Origin of the sequence: Tardiphaga sp. 709 (assembly GCF_032401055.1) — a bacterium.
Lineage (GTDB): Bacteria > Pseudomonadota > Alphaproteobacteria > Rhizobiales > Xanthobacteraceae > Tardiphaga.
The window spans coordinates 1,610,881-1,626,965 of the sequence record NZ_CP135529.1 but is presented as its reverse complement, the minus strand read 5'-3'; the positions used below and the strand labels follow the sequence as shown (position 1 = coordinate 1,626,965).

Here is a 16,085-nt window from a genome sequence, read left to right as displayed (position 1 = left end):
GCTTCTCAGAAACGTATTTGGGCGTGTTAATACTTTGTTCATGCACAGACTGAACGCCCGCGGGAGCCTGTTTTGAGCGGCCCGACCTTGGAACAGATCGCGAAAGGCGACGGCTTGGCGCTGTGCGCGGCTGGGTCGTGGACGGCGCGCTTTGCCCCCGCGCTCGAAAAACTCGTCGGCGAGGCCGAGAAGCTGACCGGTAGCCGCCCCAACATCTTCATCGACGTGTCGCAGGTGTCCAAGCTGGATACATTCGGCGCCTGGCTGATCGAGCGGTTGCGTCGGGCGCTGACCAATGGGGGCCACGAGGCGCAGATCGCGGGCCTTTCGGCGAATTACGCGACCCTGGTCGACGAGGTCCGCCGCGTGAAGCCTGCGGTCCCGTTACCGGCAAGCGGTAGCGCCCTGACTGCCGTGCTCGATGGCATCGGCCGCAATATCTATGGCATCGGGGAAACCCTCGTCGCGCTGGTTGATATGATTGGTGCCGTGATCGCGGCCTGGTTCCGCGTCTGGCGGCATCCGTCGAAATTCCGGCTCACCTCGGTGGTGCATCACCTGGAGCAGGTGTGCTGGAACGCAGTACCGATCGTAGTCCTGATCACCTTCCTGATCGGCTGTATCGTAGCCCAGCAGGGTCTGTTCCATTTTCGCCGCTTCGGCGCCGACGTCTTCGTGGTCGATATGCTCGGCGTGCTGGTGCTGCGTGAGCTCGGCGTGCTGCTGGTGGCGATCATGGTCGCCGGCCGGTCCGGCAGCGCCTACACCGCCGAACTCGGCTCCATGAAGATGCGCGAGGAGATCGATGCGCTCCGCACTATGGGTTTCGATGCCATCGAAGTTCTGATCCTGCCGCGCATGGTGGCGCTGGTGCTGGCGCTGCCCATTCTCGCATTTCTAGGCGCGATGGCTGCGCTCTATGGTGGCGGTCTGGTCGCCTGGCTCTATGGCGGAGTCGATCCATCGTCGTTCCTGTCGCGTCTGCGCGAGGCGATTTCGATCAACCACTTCATCGTCGGCATGGTGAAAGCGCCAGTGATGGCCATGGTGATCGGCATCGTGGCCTGCGTCGAAGGCCTTGCCGTGCAGGGCAGCGCGGAGTCGCTGGGGCAGCACACAACATCGTCCGTGGTGAAGGGAATATTCTTTGTGATCGTGATGGATGGCGTGTTCGCGATCTTCTTCGCAACGATCGGGATCTGACGGCCATGACCTCGACGACTGCGACGCCCATTACTGAGACGCCGACGGGTGCTGCCTCCATCTCTGCCGATGCGATCATCAGCGTGCGCGATCTTACCGTGGCATTCGGCAGCCGCCGTGTACTCGATGGTCTCAATCTCGATGTCACCCGCGGCGAAATCCTCGGCTTCGTCGGTGCGTCCGGCGCCGGCAAGTCCGTGCTGATGCGCACGATCATTGGCCTCGTGCCGAAAGTCTCCGGCACGATCGAGGTGTTCGGAACTGATCTCGATGGCGGCGACAAGGAACGCCGCGATGTCGAGCGGCGCTGGGGCATCCTGTTTCAGCACGGGGCGTTGTTCTCGTCACTCAACGTGCGGCAGAACATCCAGTTTCCGGTGCGCGAATATCTCAAGGTCTCGGAGCGTCTGCTCGATGAGATCACCATGGCCAAGCTTACCATGGTCGGGCTCAAGCCGGAGGTCGCGGATCGCTATCCGTCGGAACTTTCGGGCGGCATGATCAAGCGCGTTGCGCTGGCGCGGGCGCTCGCGCTCGATCCGGAGATTGTGTTCCTGGACGAGCCGACATCGGGTCTCGATCCGATCGGCGCCGGCGATTTCGACGAACTGGTGCGCACGCTGCAGCGAACTTTGGGGCTGACCGTTTTCATGGTAACTCATGATCTCGACAGCCTGCATACAGCCTGCGACCGGATCGCCGTTCTCGGCAATGGCAAGATCATCGCGCAGGGAACGATGGCCGACATGCTGGCCTCGCAACATCCCTGGCTACGGGAATATTTCCACGGCAAGCGCGCACGCGCTGTTATCGGCTAGTTGTACTGGAGTTGGTTTGATGGAAACGCGGGCGAACTTCGTCCTGATCGGAATTTTCACGCTGGCGGTGATTGCCGCAGCGTTCGGCTTCGTGTTGTGGTTCCAGAATCTGCATTCGACCACGCAGCGCACGCCGCTGCGCATCATCTTCGAAGGCGCGGCGTCGGGCCTGCGCAACGGCGGCAATGTCAACTTCAATGGTATCCGGGTCGGTGAGGTCGTCTCCGTGAAGCTCGACAATCCCAAGCGCGTCGTTGCGCTGGCGATGGTCGAGAATATCGCGCCTATTCGCAAGGACACGCAGGTCGGCCTGGAATTTCAGGGGCTCACGGGTGTAGCGGCGATCGCGCTGAAGGGCGGCGATGAAGCTGCGCCCGCGGTCCCGTTGGACACCGACGGCGTGCCGGTGCTGACGGCCGATCCGGAACTGCTGCGGGATATATCGGAATCGATCCGGGCGACGCTCAACAACGTCAATCGTCTGGTCGCCGACAATCAGGATACTCTCAAGGGCGCCATGAAGAATGTCGAAACCTTCACGGCGACGCTGGCGAAAAATTCGGAAGTGATCGACGGCATCATGCTGAAGATCGACAGCGTGATGGGCAAGGCCGATGGTGTCATGGGCAAGGCCGACAGCGTCGTCGCGCGGACCGACAATATTCTGCTCGGCCTTGATGCGCTCGCGGGCGGCAAGGACGGCGGCGAACTCACGGCGGCCGTGAAGTCGTTTCATGAGCTGACAGAGAATCTCGACAAGCGTTCCGGTGCATTGATGCTCGATGGCCGCCGTACCCTCGCCGATATCAGCCGTGCGGTGAACAATCTTGACCGCAACCCGACGCGTCTGTTGTTTGGCGCCAGCAGCGGCACACCCGCGGCTGCACCTGCTCCGGCCGCGCCGCCGGCACCCGCTGCTCCGCCGCGTCGTCGCCAGCAGGCTCAATAGACACCAGTCTCAATATACATGGAGAGCGCTGATGGAGACCCAAGATAGCTTCACCATCAGCAATGGCCGCGTCACGGCGACGATCAAGGCCGATGGCGCCGAACTCTGCTCATTGAAAGATGCGCATGGGCATGAGGTGCTCTGGCAGGCCGGCGAGGAATGGCCTCGCCACGCGCCGCTGCTGTTTCCGATTGTCGGGAAGCTGAAGGACGATGTGCTGCGCCATCGCGGCCAGGTCTATGCGATGACCCAACACGGTTTTGCGCGCGACCAGCGCTTCAGCTGGACCGGGCAGGAATCTGCATCCTGCGCGCTGTCGCTGGCGGACAATGACGCGAGCCGGGCGAAATATCCGTTCGCGTTTCGGCTTGACGTCACCTATGTGATCGAGGGCGATGAACTGGTGATCGGTTATGCCGTCACCAACACTGGCGACGAGATGCTGCCGGCCTCGATTGGTGCGCATCCGGCCTTTCACTGGCCGCTGACGGATAGCGCCGACAAGCGCGCACATACGATCATTTTCTCCGATGCTGAACCGGCGCCGATCAGACGGCTTGAGAGTGGGTTGCTGCTGAAGGAGCCGGAATCGTCGCCGGTGCAGGGCGGCGCACTGGCGCTGTCGGAATCGCTGTTCGCGAAGGATGCGATGATCTTCGATCATCTCGCCAGCAGGTCGCTGAGTTATAGCGCGCCTGGCGGACCGACGATCACCTTCGCCTGGGAAGGCTTCCGCGAACTTGGTATCTGGTCGAAACCATCCGGGGCTGCATTCCTCTGCATCGAGCCGTGGTACGGCTATGCCAGCCCGGTGGATTTTGACGGTGAGTTCGCCGACAAGCCGGGCGTGATGCACATCGCGGTGGGCGAGACGCGCAGCTTCACCCAACGCATCGGGTTCGCATAAGGTAACTGTCGCGGCCCGTGATCCAGCAGACCGCTGCATCGAGGAGGTCCGTCATGTCGAGAACTGCTTCCTGTTCGTGCGGTCAGCTGTCCATCGTGCTCGAAGGCGAGCCGAAGGGCGTCGGTATATGCCACTGTTTCGCCTGCCAGCGCCGGACCGGCAGCGTCTTCGCGGCGCTCGCGGGCTTCGGGCCAAGTTACAATGTGAGCGGTATCGCGACCGAGTATGTCCGCACAGGGGATCAGGGGGCGCGCTTCCGATTCCGGTTCTGCCCCGTCTGCGGCACCAATCTCTTCCACACCGAAGAAGGATATGAAGCGCGTTCCGTAGCCGTGGCGGTCGGCTGCTTTGCCGATCCGGATTTTCCGCCTCCGGAGATCTCCGTCTATCATTGCCGCCGGCATGCCTGGGTGTCCTTGCCGTTCGGCGTCAACATTCACGACAAGGATCCCGCATGATGACGGCACCGGCCTGGCCCCGCGTATAGCGCTCCGGCACAACAGCAGGCCCAATAAAAAAGCGGAGGCATCGCTGCCTCCGCTTTTCGTGTTTGGATGTGGTCTTGCTTAGCCCAGCCGACCTGCTGCATGCGCGAGCAGGATGTAGACCAGACCTGTTTCCGAGGTCAGATGGCTGCGCAGCTGCCGGGCCGCGTCTCGCCTGAAAGCGACGCCGTCGGCGGCGCCAATACGCGATCGGCGATCTGTCAGTGACCTCCAAAGATGCTGACCGAGTCCTTGGCGTCGATTTTGTTGAGCCCCTCGGCGCCAGCAGCAACTACTTCTTTGCCAAGGCGGCTTCCTGAGCCCGCTGATAGTTTTCGATGATCGCGGCATAATTGGGCGATACGAGCCCATAGAGTTTGGCAAGTTCGGCGGCCTCAGGGCGAGCCTAGGTGCGGTGCAGTTCCGACAGCAGCGCGTTGGTCGAGGTCGGCTTTACGTCGCCCTGAACGAAGCGGGCGAGCGATGTGCGCGATGCCAGTTCGCTTGGATCTCCCGACGCATCGATGACCGCATAGACATCGTAGCCGGCAACGCGTGCATCGAGCGCCGGAAACATCACGCAGACGCTGGTCCACACACCGGCCATCACCAGGGTCTTGCGGCCCGTGGATTCAACCTGAGCCACGAAATCCGCATTGTCCCAGGCGTTCCACCTCGCCCTTGCGGACGACGTAGACGGCATGCGGAGTATGTTGATGGATTTCCGGCATCAGCGGCCCATTGGAGCCGGCCGGTGGGAGGCGGTCGTAATCACCGGGATGTTCAGCAGAGCACATAGCCTGGCGATCATCTCGACATTCCGCCTGAGATCGGCGACCGGTATGTCCTTGACCGTCTGGAACAGCCCGGACTGATGATCGAGCAGCAGCACGAGTGTGTCGGACGGGTTTATCAGCGCTGCGCCGCCGCGCGTTGCAAGGACGCTTGATTTGGCGGACGACGATGTCATGCGTGTAATCCTGTAAAGCTGTTGTTGCGGATCGGGGCGTTTCGCTCAGCGCGTCAGCCTGTCGTTCAGGTCTGCAAGGCCCAGTCCGCCACCTGCCAGCGCAATTGTCCGCGATCCGAGACGATGCGACCGAGGCCGGGGAAGGGCATATGCGTCGCCGCGATCAGCGCGCCTTCGGAAGCTGCGCGCGCAAAGAACTTGTCGCGCATCGCCTGTGCCGCCGGGCGGTCCTGTTCAAACAGGAACCCCACATCGGTCGCGCTCGGATGGATCACGGGGAAGACCATGTCGGATACCATGATGAGGCTCTGACCGGCATCGGCGATCCGCACGCCGATATGGCCTGGCGTATGACCCGTCAGATCCACGATGGAAATGCCGCGCACGATCTCGCGCTCGCCATCGATCTTCTGCAGCTTGGGATACAGACGCACGACTTCGTTCGCCATTTTGAAGCTGGGCTGCAGATAGTCGGGCGCACCGGCTTGCTTTGCCGGATCGGTCCAATGCACGACGTCGCGACGGTCGACATAGAGCTCGGCCTTGGGAAAATTCTTCTTCCCGCCAACGATCAGGCCACCCATGTGGTCCTGATGCATATGCGTCACGATCACCGCATCGATTTGATCGCGGCTGATGCCGAATGCGGCGAGCGCCTTCGGGAGTGCACCTGTCTGGCCGATGGAGCCTGCCGGCCCGGTATCGATCAGAATCCGGCGCTGGTCGTCCTCGATCAGATACTGATTGAACACGAAACGCACGCCGCTCGGCCGCGCCGTGAACTGGGCCTTTGCAGCCTGTTCCACCTGTTCGGCCGTGCGACCGGGGAAATAGGTGTAAGGCATGTCGGCATAGCCGTCGGTCAGCGCGGTCACGGTGAAGCGGCCGATCTGGATCTGCGCCAAAGGCGTCACACCCTTTGCCGGAGCCGCTGCGTTTTTGGCTGCGGCAATCCCGGGGAGAAAGCCACTGCCCACGATGCCGACACCGAGTCCGCCTATGAGCGCGCGACGAGAGAAATTGGTCATGGTTGGCGCCTTCCTGATCCTTGACGCCGCCTTAGCGCGCGTCCGCTATCTGGGGCACGCATCCCGCGAGGCCCTCAGCGTCGCGAAAACTAGAGTCGCCAATGGTAAAACGGTATCCTAAGACTGCAGGAGGGTTCCTCCCAAAGTTCGGAAGGTATGATGGACCGGTTCGAGGCCATGTCGGTGCTGCTGGCAGTTGTCGAGGCTGGCAGCCTGTCCGCCGGTGCGCGCCAGATGCGCGCACCGCTCGCCACCGTCAGCCGCAAGGTCGCTGAACTCGAGCAGCATCTCGGCACCCGGTTGGTTATTCGCACTAGCCGCAAGCTCACGCTCACCGATGCCGGCCGCGCTTATGTCGCCGCCTCACGTCGGATACTCGAACAGTTGGAGGAGGCAGAGCGAGAGGCGGGCGGTGAATACAATGCGCCACGTGGCGTGCTCCATGTCACGGCCCCCGTCGCATTCGGGGAGCGCCATCTGTTGCCCATCGCACTGAGCTTTCTGGCGGAGCAGCCCGATATCTCGCTGCGGCTCACGCTGGCCGACAAGCAGATCGATCTCGTGAGCGAGCATGTCGATCTTGCTTTGCGTATCGGGCATCTGGAGGACAATGCACTGATAGCGACGCGCGTCGGCGTCGTTCACCGTGTCATCTGTGCCAGCCCTGCTTATCTGGCTCGGAATGGCATCCCGCGCGTGCCGGAAGATCTGGCACAGCATGACGGAATTGCTTTCAATGGCTTCGCGACATCGCCCGAATGGCGCTATCGGCGAGACACCGCTGCCTTCGCCGTGGAGCCGCGCTCGAAGCTGGCCGTGAATACAACGGACGCGGCCATACAGGCCGCCCTTGCCGGCATAGGGATCATCCGGGTGCTCTGCTATCAGGTGGCGGATGAGTTAAAATCTGGTCGGCTACAGATTCTCTTACCGGATTTCGCGCCGGAGCCACTACCGGTCAGCCTGGTCTATCCGGATGCCGGACTGCAGCCGTTGAAGGTCCGGTGTTTTTTGGACTGGGCCTTGCCGCGTCTGCGGGCCGATATGGCGCAGCTCCAGGCGGATTGGCTTCTCAGGCAAACGGCGTCAAGCGCCGGAGTTTCATGATCGTTCGATGCGCAGATCGATGATGATCGGAGATCTTGCCGCGGCTTTCACAGTTCGCACGGGCTGTCCGGTTTCGGGTAGGCGTCCAATGTCCGCAGATGGCGCGGATCGGCAGGAATCAAGCGTGTCGCCGAAGTTGCGTTCAATCTCCATCTCGGGCGTTTCCTCTTTATGGGGGCACGAACTAGTCTAACAAAAAAACGGAGGCATCGCTGCCTCCGCTTTTCGCGTTTGGATGTGGTCTTGCTTAGCCCAGCCGACCTGCTGCATGCGCGAGCAGGGTGTAGACCAGACCTGTTTCCGAGGTCAGATGGCTGCGCAGCGCTGCCGGGCCGCGTTCATCGCGGGCGACTTCGTCGAGCAGGCGTTCGAACTCGGTGATGTAGCGATCCACCGTGCCCTTGAAGTTGCGGTCCGACCGATACTTGCGGGCGACTTCATCGAAAGCCTTCTGGCCGGCGGGCGTATAGAGCCGCTTGCTGAAGGCCTTGCTCTCGCCGCGCTGATAGCGATCCCACATTTCTGCAGCCAGCGTCCGATCCATCAGGCGGCCGATGTCGAGCGACAGCGACTCCAGCGGATTGGCCGAGGCTGCAGGCTGCTGCGGAGCCGGTGCGCGGCGCGGCGGCGTGCGATCTTCCTCGACGTGATCGGCGCGGCCGAGCAGATCCGACAACCAGCCGTCACGGCCCTGGTCGGAATTGGCCGGAGCGACCGACGGCGCTTCGGTGCGACGCGGCGCAGGGCCACCGATATCGGGCATCGGCAAGTTCGTTGCGCTACGGGCAGGCGGCTCCTCGCGGCGCAGGGCCGGACGCGGAGCCTCGTGGCGCGCTTCACTACGGCTGCTGGCGATCGCCATCGCCGGCTCCTCGTCACGCTGCACGCTGGTGGTGCGGCTGGTCGAGACCACGTCGAGGCCGCGGCCGTGGCGTGCGACGATGCGGTTCAGCTCGGCGAGCGCCTCGATCTGGTCGACGATCACCTTGCGCATCTGCGCTGTGCTCTCGGCGGCTTCCTGCGGCATGTCGAGAACGCCGCGGCGCAGTTCGGTGCGGGTGCTCTCGAGCTCGTTGTGCATTTCGGCAGCCATCTGCTTCATGCTGGCGACCATCGATGAGAACTTGTCGGCCGACTGCTTGAACATGGCATCGGCTTCCTGCGTGCCCTGCTGGTAGATTTCGCTCATGGCTTGCGTTGTCGCGCGGCGTTCTTCTTCCGCTGCAGTGCGGACGGCTTCGAACTGCCGGCTGATCGCTGCCGAGCCCTGACCTGCTGTCTCCGCGACGACGCGAGCGATGTCGCGGGCACGTTCTTCGGCGGCTGCCAGCGATTCATCGAGCAGGCCGGTGAAGCGGGTGAGGCGCTGATCGAGATCGGTGGTGCGCAGATCGATGGTGGTGACCAGCGATTCCAGCGCCGCCTTGCGTTCGCCGACCGACGACATCGTGGTGCGGTTGCTCTGTTCGACCAGAGCCGCGGCATCCACGAGGGCATGGCCATGGGTTTCGAACTGGCCCGAGAGTGAGCCGAGATCCTCCAAGGCCTTCGAGGTCTTGGAGGTGAACACGGTGAGCTGTTCTTCCAGCGTCTGGGTGGCCAGGCCGTTGCGCGACGTTACGTCGTTCATGGTGGACACGAAATCCGCCACGCGGGTGACCAGGGCGCGCTCCAGCGAGTTGAGGTTGTCGTGGGCGCCGGTGAGGACTTCCTGCAGCAGGATGTTGCCTTCACGCAGGCGTTCGAACAGCGCCACGGTATCGGTGCGCAGGATCTTGCTGGTTTCCTGCATCTCCGTGACCGCAGTGATCGAGACCTGACGCGACTGCTCGATGGCGGTGCGCGAGCTCTGCTCGAGATCCTTCAGCGACTTGTTGACCGCACCGGTAGCGAGTTCGCCAGCCGTGGTGATGGCGCGAGCCACGTCCGTGCTGTTGGTGACCATGGTCTGCGAGAAGGTCTGGCCGCGGCTCTCGATCGCCTTGAGCGCGTCGGCGGTGACGCGATCGATGTCGACCGTGAGCTGATTGGCCTTGGCGCCCAGGGCATCGACCAGCGAACCGCGCTTGGCGTCGACCATCTGCGACAGACGGTCGGTCTGCTGCTGCACATAGGTGACAATTTCGTCGGTCTTGCCGGTCATCGTGGTGCCGAAGCTGCCCGATGCGGCGAACACCGATCGCTCGATCTCCGACGAGGTGGTCTTGATCTTGGTGGTGATTTCGTTCGAGGCGGCGACCAGTGAGTTGTGCGCATTCTGCGCACTGGTCTGGATGTTGTCGGTCGTGTTGGCGGTGACGTTCGAGAGCGAACGCTCGATGTCGGCGGAGATCACCTTGATCTGGTTCGCGGCATCGGCCGACGAGGTCGCCAGCGAGGTCTGCACTTCGCGGGCGCTCGAGAGTATCGCAGCGGCCGTATCGGCGCCGACGGCGGTGAGCGTGCGCTGCACGTCGATGGCGAGCGACTTCACATGGCTTGATGCCTCGGAAGACGCCGTGACCAGCGTGCTCTGGGCTTCGCGGGCGCCGGCGACGATCGACTCAGCAGTTGCGGTGCCGGCGGTGGTCAGGCTGCGCTCCATGTCAGCCGCGAGGTTGCGGACATGGTTCGACGCTTCGGTCGAGGCGTCGATCAGCGAGGACTGGACGCTGCGTGTGCTGGCCAGGATCGAGTCCGCGCTGGCAGTGCCGGCGGCGATCAGCGTGCGCTCCACATCGGCCGCAAGGGTGCGGACCTGCTGCGAGGCGTCGGTCGATGCGGCGACCAGCGTGCTCTGCGCGGCGCGGGCGCCGGACAGCACCGAGTCGGCCGTCGCCGTGCCGGCGGCAGTGAGCGTGCGTTCGATATCGGCCGAGAGCGATTGGATCTGGCTGGCGACTTCCGAAGAGGTGGCGACCAGGGTCGACTGGGCGTCGCGGGCACCCGACAGCATCGAGGCTGCGGTGGCGGAGCCGGCCGCAGTGAGGGTGCGTTCGACATCGGCCGACAGTGACTTCACCTGCAGCGAGGCTTCCGAAGACGCATTGACCAGCGTGGCCTGCGCATCGCGGGCACTGTTGACGATGGCCGTGGCGGCAGTGGTGCCGACAGCGGTCAGCGAGCTCTCGATATCGGACGCCGTCAGCTTCAGCTGCGCGCCGACATCGGTCGAGACCGACACGAGGGATTCCTGCGCTGCGCGAGCGCCGGCCTGAATGGTCTCGCTGGTATTGACCATGAGATGCGTGAGCGAACGTTCGGCGTCCTCGACATTGGTCTTGATGCCGATCGAGAGTTCTTCGGCGCGGGCCATGAGCGAGTCGCTGGCCGTGCGGCCGGAGGTTTCGATACGACCGGCAACGGCTTCGATGCGCGAGCCGAGCAGTTCCTCGAACTGTTCGACGCGGGTTTCGATCCCGCCGGCAACAATGCCGATACGACCTTCCATGCCTTCGTGGATCGTCTGGAAGCGTGCAGTGATGGTATCCGCGAACTGTGTGCTGCGGCTGTCGATGGCATCGGTAACGTTGTTGATGCGGCTGTCGATGGCCGTGATCGCCTGTGTCGTGCCTTCGGTGAGCGAGCTCGTGAAGTAGGAAAGGCGGTCGTCGATCGAGTGGATCGCCTGCACGGCGCCGTCCGTGAGTGCGGTGGTCAGGTGGGTCAAGCGGTCGTCGACCGAGCTGACTGCGAGGTTCGCGCCTTCGGTCAGGGCGGTGGTCAGATGCGTCAGGCGCGAATCGACTGACTGGACGGCTTGATTGGCACCTTCCGAGAGCGTCGATGCGAGGTTTTCAAGGCGCGTATCGATGGTCGCTGTGACCGACTGCGCCCGAGCGTCAAACGTTTCTTCAAGGCTCTTGAGACGTCCATCGACGGTCTCGTCGAACGACTTGATCCTGCTGTCGAGCGACGCATCGAGATTGACGACGCGGCCTTCGAATTTGGTCTCGAATTCTGCGAGGCGGGTGTCGAGCGACGACGTGATGCCGCCGACATTGGACGCGACGCGGGTGTCGAAATTATCGACATAAGTCTTCAGCGTTTCCGAGATGTCCTGCGTGCGCTGACCCAGGCGATCGACAACTTCGCCGCCGAAGGTCTTCACGGTGCGGTCGAATTCCGAGATGTGCTTGGTGATCAGTGCGCCCAGCGTGCCGCTGTCGCGCGAGAAGCGCTCGGCCAGCTCAGAGCCCTGTTCCTTCACCAGTTCGTCGAAGGCGTTCATCTGCAGGCTGAGGGTGTCGTGCGCGGTTTCGGTCTGGCTCGCGACCTTGGCCACCAGCGCGTTGACGGTGGCGTCGAGGGACTCGCCCGCCTTGTCGCCTGACGTGAGGATCTGGTTGGCCAGGCGGTTGCCGGCATCGTCGATCTTGCTGACGAGGTCGCCGCTGCGCAGCTCGAGTTCGAGCAGCAGGCTATCGCTGGAATTCTTAAGCGAGTCATGGACCTGCTCGGTGCGATCCGACACGCGATCGACAATCGTGGACGAGCGCTGTTCGAATTCGCTGGTGATGCGGTCGATACGCTCGTTGAGCATTTCGTGGACGCGGTCGGCGAGATCGACGAACTCGTCGTGCACGTGGCCGGTCTTGAAGTTGAGGCTGGTCGTCAGACGCTCGCTGGCGTCGAGCACCGCGCGGGTGGTCTCGGCACTGGCCTCTTCGAGGCGGTCGAGCAAGTCGCCGCCACGCTCACCGAGCGCGAGGATCATATTGTCGCCGGCATTGCCGAGCGCACGAGTGATGTGTTCGCCGCGCTCTTCGAGGGCGCCGGTGATGCTCTTGGCGACTTCGTCGACGCGCGATGCGATGGCGTCCGAAATCAGCGCGATGTCGTGGCGAAGATCGATCTGCACGCCCGAAATGGCGGAGCGAACCTGCTCGGCCTGACCGACCAGGTTGTCGCGTTGATGCGCGATGTCCTGCAGCAGCGCGCGGATGCGGACTTCGTTGTCAGAGTAAGCGCGTTCGAGCGCGGAAACTTCGTTGGCGACGAGGGTTTCGAGTTCGCCGGCACGCGCAATCGCGCGCTCGACGCCGTCGCCCATCGCAGCGACTTCGCGGCGGATCGCTTGGCCCACCGTGACCATCGAGTCGCTGGCCGTGCTTTCGGGCTCGGAGAAGCGGATCGCAACCTGTGCCATCGACTGGGCGATCAGGCGCATTTCCTGGCCGCGCCAGGCGAGGCTGGCGAGGAAGTAAAACAGCAGGATCGGGGCGAACAGCAGCGCGGCGAGACCAGCCAGCGCCAGCGTGCCGCCGGAGCCCTGACCGATCAGAGCCTGCAGAGACGGCAGGAACGCAACGGTCAACAGGCCTGCGCCGACGATCCACAAGCCGGCGAACAGGGTGGCGAGCGTATAGACGTTGCGGGCGGGGCGGTTCTTCTGCAGCGCCTGCAGGATCTGGCCGATGGTTTCGCGGTCATCGTTCGCAGGACGGCGCGCAAAGCGCTGATCGTCCTGCGGCTCGAAGCCCGGGCGATCATTGGCGATGCGTGCGTCGAAGGCGTTGTCGTCGAGGTCGACGGGGGAAGATGGATTGGTGGGAGTATTGTCGGCACGGATCGCGGGTTGATCGCGATCGACATGCGCGGGATCACTGATGTTGAGAGCTTCCTGGATGGCAGAGAGCGCGACTTCGGTCGGATCCTTGGCCTTTTTGGTGTTGTTTGCCATGCTCGTTCCACGCCCCCTGATTACGCAACTGACACAGAAGTCCCCACGATTCGTTCCCGCCTGCAGCATGGCGACTGGCCATGTGCACCCCGCGGGACGAATTTCGGACTGCCGGTCGCTCGGCTTGTCCGCTACTTCCGCAAACATCCTATTGGCTTGGTCGCGCGAATGAAATGGTTCTGGTTAAGACATTCTTAATGATAGTTAACGGCTTCCCCCGGTAACTTCTTGTGGCGCCTCAAATAAACGGAATGGCCCCTCAATCGTGGCGAGTTTGCGTCAAAACTGCGTCAACCCGGCGGATTGTACCTAGAACGTTCCGTTAACCAATTCCGTGTTTGGCTGCAAAAAATCGCAGCCGGATCGTTCGGTTGGCGGGAATTTGGGCCATCATCAATGCCGCTTCACCTCGAACGGGTTCAATGGATGCCGTCACCGCCGCTGGTTCCCGATGACGGACCGATCGATTTCCCCCACCTTCAACGTATGACTATGGGCGATAGCAGCCTGGAGCGTGAAGTTCTGGCGATGTTCGCGGCCCAGTCGAGCGAGTTGATCGAGAAGATCGTCAAAATGCCGGCGGATGCGGCTGCGCTCACGCACAAGCTGAAGGGCTCCGCGCAGGCAGTCGGCGCGTTCCGCATCACGGAAGCCGCCGAGTGGCTGGAAAGTGCGCTGCGCGACAACATCGATACCGCTGAGGCCCTGATGACGCTCACTGACGCCGTTCTCGAGGCGCGGGCGGAGATCGACGTCCTTCTGAAGCGGTCCTGATCCCCAAGGGATCGTTTTTGATCCCCCAAGGGGTCATGCTTGATCCTGCTTTTCCAGATGACGGTTTTGCTGCGGAGTGCTGGCGCGATCCGGATCGACCCGTTATAGGACAGCCCGTATCTTCCTTTCGGCAGCGCGAGCATCATGGCCAAGATAAACTTTGTCGATCACTCCGGTGAGACCCGCAGCATTGACGCCGAGATCGGCTCCACGGTGATGGAGGCGGCCATCCGCAATGCCATCCCGGGTATCGAAGCCGAATGTGGCGGCGCCTGCGCCTGTGCCACCTGCCACGTCTATGTCGACGAAGCCTGGCAGGAGCGCGTCGGTGCGCCGACGCCGATGGAAGAGGACATGCTGGACTTCGGTTACGACATCAAGCCGAACTCCCGGCTGTCGTGCCAGATCAAGATCACCGATGCGCTCGATGGGCTTGTTGTGATCACGCCGGAACGCCAGGCCTGAGCTTTCCGAGATCTCTTATTTACTGCGCGTTCAAGCCGCGCAGCATCCAGGGCTGGAAGCGCTCGACCACATCCGGTGGGATCGGTGTCGGCGCGCGGCTGGTGAGGCCAACCATCACGGTCGTTGCGATCGCCGAGGCCATGCACTTGCCTTCCGAAAACACCACCTGCGAATAGGTCACCGAGGTCCGGCCGATCTTGGTGACGCCGAGCCCTAGTTCGATCTTGCCGGGCCAGTGCAATTCGGCGCGAAAGTGAATATCGAGCCGCGCGAGCACCCAGCTTTGCCCAGGCGCGATCAGCCCGCATGCCGGGTCCCGCATCAGCAACACGCGGCTGGTCTCGAAATAGCTGGAATACACCGCGTTGTTGACGTGGTTGTTCGGATCGAGATCCGCAAAGCGCACATTGTCCGACAGGCGATAGGGATAGTCGTCGAGGACGGGCGCCGGGGCGCGGGCAGGGGCGTTCACGAAGTTGATCTCCAGCAATGCTCGGCAGGTTTGCGTCTGTTACAGCGCAGTTGCACAGCCCAGGCAAGGGCGGGGCGCGTGCTGATTTCAGGCCGAGCCGCTGTGGCTTTCCCTGTGCGGCGCCGCTAGGCTGGACGCAATTGCCGGATGGCGCCGGGCTCTGCGATCTCGCAGGGCTGGTTCAACCGAGAAAAAACACTATGGGCGAAACGATCAAGACGGACGTGCTGATCATCGGCGCCGGCCCCTGCGGACTGTTCGCCGTTTTTGAACTTGGTCTGCTCGATATGAAGGTCCACCTCGTCGATATCTTGGACAAGATCGGTGGCCAGTGCGCCGAGCTCTATCCAGAAAAACCGATCTACGACATTCCTGCGATTCCGCTGGTCACCGGTCAGGGGCTGACCGAAGCACTGCTGGAGCAGATCAAGCCGTTCCATCCGACCTTTCATTTGAATGAAATGATCGAGACCATCGAGAAGATCGGCGATCCCTTGTTTCGTGTCACGACGGATGCCGGCCAGGTGTTCGAAACCAAGGTGGTGGTCATCTCCGCCGGCGGTGGCTCGTTCCAGCCGAAGCGTCCGCCGGTGCCGGGCATCGAAGCCTATGAGGGCACGTCGGTGTTCTACGCGGTGCGGAAGATGGAGCAATTCCGCGACAAGGATCTGCTGATTGTCGGCGGCGGCGATAGTGCGCTGGACTGGACGCTCAACCTGCATCCGGTCGCGCGGCGCGTCACGCTGCTGCATCGGCGCGATGATTTTCGTGCTGCGCCTCACAGTGTCGAGCAGATGCGCAAGCTCGTGGCAGCGGGTCAGATGGACCTGCAGATCGGTCAGGTCACAGCGCTCGAAGGCGAGGGAGGCCATCTCACCGGGGCCGTCATCAAGGGCAATGACAACGAAAGTGTCCGGATCGACTGCAATACGATCCTGCCGTTCTTCGGCCTGACCATGAAGCTCGGTCCGGTCGCCAACTGGGGCGTCACGCTGGAGAACAACCTGATCCCGGTGGAGACGGCGTCGTTCGAGACCAATGTCCCCGGCATCTTCGCCATTGGAGATATCAATACATATCCCGGCAAGCTGAAGCTCATCCTGTCTGGCTTCCACGAGGGCGCGCTGATGGCACAGAAGGCGTATCACTACGTCTATCCGGACAAGCGGCTGGTGTTTCAATACACGACGTCCTCCTCAAGCCTGCAGAAGAAGCTTGGCGTTAACTAACTTCGGCTAGTTGTTG

General features: G+C 62.5%; 12 protein-coding genes and 1 pseudogene. 9 read left to right on the top strand and 4 right to left on the bottom strand.

What is annotated here, in order from left to right:
* Positions 1–72 precede the first annotated feature (72 nt).
* From RSO67_RS08325 to RSO67_RS08305, 5 genes are read left to right on the top strand one after another with little or no spacing between them, the layout of a single operon-like run.
* Positions 73–1,203 (top strand): ABC transporter permease, encoded by a 1,131-nt coding sequence (locus RSO67_RS08325; protein WP_089265213.1) that lies wholly within the window; start codon positions 73–75, stop codon positions 1,201–1,203.
* Positions 1,204–1,208: 5 nt separating this feature from the next.
* On the top strand, positions 1,209–2,021 hold the full coding sequence (locus RSO67_RS08320; protein WP_315843094.1) for an ABC transporter ATP-binding protein: 813 nt from the start codon (positions 1,209–1,211) through the stop codon (positions 2,019–2,021).
* 19 nt (positions 2,022–2,040) lie between these two features.
* Positions 2,041–2,970: an MlaD family protein gene (locus tag RSO67_RS08315; RefSeq protein ID WP_315843093.1), complete on the top strand. Its 930-nt coding sequence runs from the start codon at positions 2,041–2,043 to the stop codon at positions 2,968–2,970.
* A gap of 31 nt (positions 2,971–3,001) precedes the next feature.
* Positions 3,002–3,877: an aldose 1-epimerase family protein gene (locus RSO67_RS08310; RefSeq protein WP_315843092.1), complete on the top strand. Its 876-nt coding sequence runs from the start codon at positions 3,002–3,004 to the stop codon at positions 3,875–3,877.
* Positions 3,878–3,930: 53 nt separating this feature from the next.
* Positions 3,931–4,335 carry a GFA family protein gene (locus RSO67_RS08305; protein ID WP_315843091.1) on the top strand — a complete coding sequence of 135 codons (405 nt, stop codon included), beginning with the start codon at positions 3,931–3,933 and terminating at the stop codon, positions 4,333–4,335.
* Positions 4,336–4,654: 319 nt separating this feature from the next.
* On the opposite strand, the pseudogene RSO67_RS08300 reads toward RSO67_RS08305, so the two are convergent.
* Positions 4,655–5,332 (bottom strand): annotated as a pseudogene (locus tag RSO67_RS08300) (isochorismatase family protein).
* Positions 5,333–5,397: 65 nt separating this feature from the next.
* On the bottom strand, positions 5,398–6,360 hold the full coding sequence (locus RSO67_RS08295) for an MBL fold metallo-hydrolase (protein WP_315843090.1): 963 nt from the start codon (positions 6,358–6,360) through the stop codon (positions 5,398–5,400).
* Positions 6,361–6,519: 159 nt separating this feature from the next.
* On the opposite strand from RSO67_RS08295, the gene RSO67_RS08290 reads away from it, so the two are divergent.
* On the top strand, positions 6,520–7,467 hold the full coding sequence (locus RSO67_RS08290; protein WP_315843089.1) for a LysR family transcriptional regulator: 948 nt from the start codon (positions 6,520–6,522) through the stop codon (positions 7,465–7,467).
* 247 nt (positions 7,468–7,714) lie between these two features.
* Here the strand turns inward: RSO67_RS08290 and RSO67_RS08285 are convergent, their stop codons facing one another.
* Positions 7,715–13,129 carry a hypothetical protein gene (locus RSO67_RS08285; protein ID WP_315843088.1) on the bottom strand — a complete coding sequence of 1,805 codons (5,415 nt, stop codon included), beginning with the start codon at positions 13,127–13,129 and terminating at the stop codon, positions 7,715–7,717.
* Between the two features lie 396 nt (positions 13,130–13,525).
* On the opposite strand from RSO67_RS08285, the gene RSO67_RS08280 reads away from it, so the two are divergent.
* Both RSO67_RS08280 and RSO67_RS08275 read left to right on the top strand, forming a co-directional pair.
* The gene (locus RSO67_RS08280) at positions 13,526–13,903 is read left to right on the top strand and encodes an Hpt domain-containing protein (RefSeq protein WP_315844202.1); all 378 of its coding nucleotides are present in this window, start codon (positions 13,526–13,528) and stop codon (positions 13,901–13,903) included.
* Positions 13,904–14,047: 144 nt separating this feature from the next.
* A complete protein-coding gene (locus RSO67_RS08275; protein WP_089265206.1) occupies positions 14,048–14,368 on the top strand; it encodes a 2Fe-2S iron-sulfur cluster-binding protein in 321 nt (106 codons plus the stop codon).
* A gap of 19 nt (positions 14,369–14,387) precedes the next feature.
* Here RSO67_RS08275 and RSO67_RS08270 read toward each other — a convergent pair whose 3' ends face one another.
* A complete protein-coding gene (locus RSO67_RS08270; protein WP_315843087.1) occupies positions 14,388–14,840 on the bottom strand; it encodes a thioesterase family protein in 453 nt (150 codons plus the stop codon).
* 200 nt (positions 14,841–15,040) lie between these two features.
* On the opposite strand from RSO67_RS08270, the gene RSO67_RS08265 reads away from it, so the two are divergent.
* Entirely contained in the window at positions 15,041–16,069 is a 1,029-nt protein-coding gene (locus RSO67_RS08265) for an NAD(P)/FAD-dependent oxidoreductase (RefSeq protein ID WP_089265205.1), read from the top strand.
* Positions 16,070–16,085 lie beyond the last annotated feature (16 nt).

Bases quoted from the DNA above. Each gene is read 5' to 3' on its own strand.
- RSO67_RS08320 (WP_315843094.1), top strand. From the start codon at position 1,209: ATGACCTCGACGACTGCGACGCCCATTACTGAGACGCCGACGGGTGCT.
- RSO67_RS08315 (WP_315843093.1), top strand. From the start codon at position 2,041: ATGGAAACGCGGGCGAACTTCGTCCTGATCGGAATTTTCACGCTGGCG.
- RSO67_RS08310 (WP_315843092.1), top strand. From the start codon at position 3,002: ATGGAGACCCAAGATAGCTTCACCATCAGCAATGGCCGCGTCACGGCG.
- RSO67_RS08305 (WP_315843091.1), top strand. From the start codon at position 3,931: ATGTCGAGAACTGCTTCCTGTTCGTGCGGTCAGCTGTCCATCGTGCTC.
- RSO67_RS08295 (WP_315843090.1), bottom strand. From the start codon at position 6,360: ATGACCAATTTCTCTCGTCGCGCGCTCATAGGCGGACTCGGTGTCGGC.
- RSO67_RS08290 (WP_315843089.1), top strand. From the start codon at position 6,520: ATGGACCGGTTCGAGGCCATGTCGGTGCTGCTGGCAGTTGTCGAGGCT.
- RSO67_RS08285 (WP_315843088.1), bottom strand. From the start codon at position 13,129: ATGGCAAACAACACCAAAAAGGCCAAGGATCCGACCGAAGTCGCGCTC.
- RSO67_RS08280 (WP_315844202.1), top strand. From the start codon at position 13,526: ATGCCGCTTCACCTCGAACGGGTTCAATGGATGCCGTCACCGCCGCTG.
- RSO67_RS08275 (WP_089265206.1), top strand. From the start codon at position 14,048: ATGGCCAAGATAAACTTTGTCGATCACTCCGGTGAGACCCGCAGCATT.
- RSO67_RS08265 (WP_089265205.1), top strand. From the start codon at position 15,041: ATGGGCGAAACGATCAAGACGGACGTGCTGATCATCGGCGCCGGCCCC.